The organism is Cupriavidus sp. 05N39, from assembly GCF_056397325.1.
This window is the reverse complement of the sequence record NZ_JBFTNE010000204.1, coordinates 1-4449: the sequence shown is the minus strand read 5'-3', so window position 1 is coordinate 4449 and position 4449 is coordinate 1. Positions and strand designations below refer to the sequence as shown.

Annotated in this window: 6 protein-coding genes and 1 pseudogene; 1 reads left to right on the top strand and 6 read right to left on the bottom strand. The window is 59.0% G+C overall.

Going from position 1 to position 4449, the window contains the following annotated elements; translation table 11 throughout:
* Positions 1 to 64: 64 nt before the first annotated feature.
* Genes AC1DN0_RS40355 through AC1DN0_RS40345 form a run of 3 tightly spaced genes read right to left on the bottom strand, consistent with a single transcriptional unit; the run spans position 65 to position 1984 of the window.
* Positions 65 to 883, bottom strand: a complete 819-nt coding sequence (locus AC1DN0_RS40355) for an MMPL family transporter (RefSeq protein WP_477144635.1) — start codon at positions 881 to 883, stop codon at positions 65 to 67.
* Positions 858 to 1754: a hypothetical protein gene (locus AC1DN0_RS40350; protein ID WP_477144634.1), complete on the bottom strand. Its 897-nt coding sequence runs from the start codon at positions 1752 to 1754 to the stop codon at positions 858 to 860. The genes AC1DN0_RS40355 and AC1DN0_RS40350 overlap by 26 nt, the downstream gene beginning before the upstream one ends.
* A complete protein-coding gene (locus tag AC1DN0_RS40345; protein WP_441628288.1) occupies positions 1652 to 1984 on the bottom strand; it encodes a hypothetical protein in 333 nt (110 codons plus the stop codon). Before AC1DN0_RS40345 ends, AC1DN0_RS40350 begins: the two co-directional genes overlap by 103 nt.
* Between AC1DN0_RS40345 and AC1DN0_RS40340 the strand changes: the two are divergent.
* Positions 1968 to 2115, top strand: a pseudogene (locus AC1DN0_RS40340) (IS630 family transposase); the annotation flags it as partial. The gene AC1DN0_RS40345 and the pseudogene AC1DN0_RS40340 sit on opposite strands and share 17 nt — an antisense overlap.
* Positions 2116 to 2190: 75 nt before the next feature.
* Here the strand turns inward: AC1DN0_RS40340 and AC1DN0_RS40335 are convergent.
* The 3 genes from AC1DN0_RS40335 to AC1DN0_RS40325 all read right to left on the bottom strand — a co-directional run bounded on the left by AC1DN0_RS40335 (position 2191) and on the right by AC1DN0_RS40325 (position 4330).
* Positions 2191 to 2637: a GNAT family N-acetyltransferase gene (locus AC1DN0_RS40335; protein WP_477104678.1), complete on the bottom strand. Its 447-nt coding sequence runs from the start codon at positions 2635 to 2637 to the stop codon at positions 2191 to 2193.
* A 714-nt stretch (positions 2638 to 3351) separates the two neighbouring features.
* Entirely contained in the window at positions 3352 to 4176 is an 825-nt protein-coding gene (locus AC1DN0_RS40330) for an IS5 family transposase (protein ID WP_441627212.1), read from the bottom strand.
* A 31-nt stretch (positions 4177 to 4207) separates the two neighbouring features.
* On the bottom strand, positions 4208 to 4330 hold the full coding sequence (locus tag AC1DN0_RS40325; protein ID WP_441627210.1) for a hypothetical protein: 123 nt from the start codon (positions 4328 to 4330) through the stop codon (positions 4208 to 4210).
* Positions 4331 to 4449 lie beyond the last annotated feature (119 nt).

The window sequence follows — 4449 nt, the reverse complement described above, 5'->3', positions numbered from 1 at the left end:
CGGAAACGTCGCACGATATCAGAGGAGTACTGGCCTTCTTTACGCCCGTCGTGTCTCGCGATGGTCAAGGCGATGTTCCTAAACTCGCTCTTGCCGAAACCGCGACAAACACCCCTCGCCAAACCTCAAAATTGGCGGGACGTAACACCTGGGGCACATCCTTAAGCGACAGCAGGGTGGACATTGACTCCGAGTGCGGGTCTTTCAGGTGCAGTGGATTGAAGTCGAACCGCAGGTGCGGCAGCAGGGGGGGTCCAATCAGGATTGCCACGCATGTGATCAACAAAACCGGCTTGCGATGGCGCTCGAAGAAACTGTCGACGGGGGCCAACCATGCAAAGCCGGGAATGCTGGTCTCGCCGGGAGGGTGTAACACGGTGATCAGTGCCGGCAGTAGCGTGATCGTGTTGGCAAAGGCGATGATCATGCCGGAACCGGCGATCTTGCCCAGTTCCGCAAGGCCGCGGTAGCTGGTCGGTACGAAGGAGAAGAAGGCGGCTGCAGTGGCTGCAGCTGCTAGTGCCAATGGCATCCCCACGCTTTGCGCAGCCCGAGAGAGCGCCAGCGCCAAGTTACTGTATCGATACCGTCTGGCGCGATAGCGCACGCCGAACTGAATCCCGAAATCCACGCCAAGCCCGATGAACAGCACGGCGAAGGCAATGGATATCATGTTGAGCGAACCCACTAGGAAGAGGCCGAACGCCGCGGTCAGGACCAAGCCCGCAAACACATTCACCAAGACTGCCAGGATCAGCCGGGGCGAGTGCAATGCCAACCAGAGAATCAGGATTACCACCAGCGTAGTGAGTGCCCCGTTGACCAGAGCGCCGTCTTTGACAGAGGAGAACTCGTCGTCAGCCAGCGGCTGCGGTCCGGTCAACCTTACCGCGGCGCCGTAGCGCTCCCGCAATCGCAACTGCGCTGCGGCAGCATTGGATGGCGTCGGAAGCCTTGGCGCCGGCCTCCAGGTCGCTAAAGTCCAGTATCGGGCTGACAGACACAAAGCTGCTGGCTTGGCCTTCCGGACCCAGCTGTGGCATGCCTGCCAGCGCGGACCATGAAAGAGCGGCCGGCTTACCCGCCAGCACCTGCTCGACAGTCGCAGCGCTGTTGCCCAACAGGCGCGCCATATCGCCCAGCTTGACTTGCCCGATCTGCAGCGGTAGCGCCAGCGTTGTCGAAAGTGTGTCGGCAAGACCGCGCAGCGACGGGCCGTGCGCCAGGGCGTTGAGCAGTGGGCGCGCCTGCACGAGCTGGCCAGTCATGTCGCGCAATTCGTCGTTGGACAGGAAGAGCAAACCGTTGCGCGAAAAGAAATCGCCTCCGCCTGGCTGGCTTACCATGCGAAAGCGTGTCGGCTGCCGACGCAGCGCTTCGGCCAGCGCGTCGGCTGCGGCGCCTGCGAGTTCGCTAGCCGGCGCTTGCACGACGGCCAGAATCAGGTTATCCCGCTGTGGAAACGCTGCACTAAGCGCGGCATCGCGTCGAGCCCAGGGCTCGTTCGTGTCAATCAGGCGACCGATATCAGTGTTGATGGAAAAATGCCTTGCGGCATAGATGCCTCTGGCGAGCGTGAGTAGCAGAGTCGCGACGATGACACCCCAGGCGTGGCGATTGGCGAAACGGACAGTGTGGGTGATCTGCTTCGTCAGGGCTGGGCGACTATATTCTCGCCAATCGGGCGACCGAACCCGAGGTGGCAACTGGCTTCGCTTCGCTCTATCGGCATAAAACTGCCACTTGGCATGCAAACCACTATGCTGGATGCCTTTGTCTCCAGGCTCTTCAGCTCAGTTGCCGGCAGTTCGCTCAACTCAAACTGACAATAGAGATTTCGCTGCCGGAAGGTCGCCTTTGGCCGCATCAGGCCGGCGACCAATGCCGTCGGCGATTTGACTGCGATGTTCTCTTGTCTGCGATATTCCACGCGTATTCCTGCCTTCTGACCGAGCCGACCCAGTTCATCGCGTCTGAACCTGATGCCGCAGAAGTCGTTGCAGCGCGCATATCAGCGCGACCTAGAGGCGATCGAGCGCTGGCAACGGGACACGTATCCTGCCATTTGCCAAGCAGGCTCGTGAGGAAAACGCCGACATCTTCTTCAGGGATGATCGTATAGAGCCCCCATGCGTTGATCACGGCGCTCCCCGACCCGACGCGGGTCGGAAGTGACCGTAAGACGGGAAGTCAGCCGGAGATCAGGTCGCATTTCATGCAGACATCGGACGAATTGGCCTGCCATTGATATGCCTGTGACGCTTGTACCTCTGCCGGTAGCGCGCGGCGCGGCATCAGCGTAAACCCGTGACGACTAAAGTAAGTCGCAAAGCGCATCGCTAACATCACTGCTTGTCGACACCCTCCAGCTCGGGCGCGCATGAGTGCAGCTTGCACCAGAGACGAAGCGATACCACGGTCGCGGTAATCGGCAAGCACGGCAACGGGCCCGATGATTGCGGTGTCACCATGCCGTTCCACGCCAGCACAACCGACGATCAAGGATTCGGTGACGGCGATATGGAATGTAGTTGCAAATAGATTGAGGGCCGAAGCATCAAGCCCGCATTGTTCGAGGATGCTAATAATCTGTGGCGCTTGGCCGGTGACGGCAGCGCGAATGGAAATGCCTCTCATTTTGACCCCTCTCGCTTCGGCGTTTAGCCGGTTTTTTTCGCGACTTCATCATGGTGTGCTACCACCGTTTTATTTGTTATGTCGTGTAAAGATTCCCACAGGGCCGGGTGGCCTTTGGAGTCAACCACGGTTCGGCAGTCGGACCGCCGCTGGCGAGTATGGTTATGAGTCTCCCTTCCGACTATCCCCCAATCGTGTTACGCGTTGCAAAACGCCATCACGGCGCCATCACAACGGCCGAACGCCCAGCAACTTGGGCCATTTGTGTTGTCCAGCATCTTGGCGACGATTCAATGTCCTGCGATATCAATCTGTCGGCGGCGCCATACCAAGCCATCCAATGCTGAGACAGGCCGCATGGCGTGAAGTGTAGTAAAGATGCTACGCAAAGTCCGAGCGCAAAGCCAGTAAAATCAATAAGTTAGCGATTTTACGTACTAACATTACTGTGCGCCGGGAGACCGGCAAAGGATAAACGGTGCAAGTCCGTTACGATGAAGAGCTAGCAACTCACGTCGGCCCCGTGTCGTGCGTAGACGCCCGCGAGGACGTCTGCGAAGCGTCGGCAAGGGGACGTGCAGGCCAGCCATTGAGCCACGATATTTAGATAGTCCTGGGTGTCGACATGCTAGTAATCATGGAAGGCAATACGACTGGCTGCGATAGAGCGAGTGGCCGGTCGACCCAGCGTGGTCTAAGAACCCGTTTGATAATTCAGGGATGGGCGATTCTGCGTAGCAGCAGCCCGCCCATTGCGATATAGACCATGGCCTCGGACACATCAGGACGTCGCTCGTAGTCCCTGACAAGGCGACGCCAGCGAACCATCCAACCGAAGGTACGTTCCACCACCCAACGCCGGGGTAGCACCGCGAAGCCAACTTGATCCTCGTGGCGGCGCACAACCTGCACGACGAAGTCGAGCGTCGCGGCTTTATCCATCAACGTGCGACGATCGTATGCGCCATCTGCAAACAGATGCTTCAGTCCCGGCCAACGCTTCTTTAGGGCCTCCAGAACTGCCAACGCCCCGGTGCTATCGGCGATGTCTGCAGGCGTCAAGTTCACCATCAGCAACCGGCCATTCGTATCCACGGCAATATGCCGCTTGCGCCCGACGATCTTCTTTCCCGCGTCATAGCCACGTTCCTTCGCCGCTGGCGCCTTTACCGACTGGCTATCCACCACGCCCGCGCTTGGGCAAGGCTGTCTGCCTTCCAACTCCCTATCGAGCATTRGCACTACGTCATGAAGCGTCTGGAACAGGAACCGGCGCATCAGTCGGCGAAACCACCAGTACACCGTTTGCCAGACCGGAAAGTCCTTGGGTAGCATGCGCCAGCCACACCCCGAGCGCACCAGGTATCGCAAGGCGTTGATGACCTCCCGCAGATCAGCCGTCCTGCGCCGCCCCCGCTGTGCGGGCTTCGGCAGCAGTCCCTCCATCGCTGCCCACTCCATGTCCGTCAGATCGCTCGGATACCGCTTCGTCTTGGCCGCCATGCTTGCCTGCCGCTCTCGATGTTCTTTTTTYCACATCCAAACGTTAGAACACATCTGCGGTGAATTTTCAAACGGGCTCTAAGAACCTGGCATGCTCACTGCGGTGCTCCGTGAGATTGGAAAGCGTCAGCGCAAGGGGAGGCAACAGCGTCAAAATATCGGCATTGGCGGAAATAACGATCTGCAACATGAGTTCTACTCGCAGCGAGGCAGGCGGACAGCAAACACTGTTTCTACTTGGTCGGACCGTGCTGTTATCTCGCCACCGTGGGCTCGGGCAATCTCGCGCGCAATGTACAGGCCCAGTCC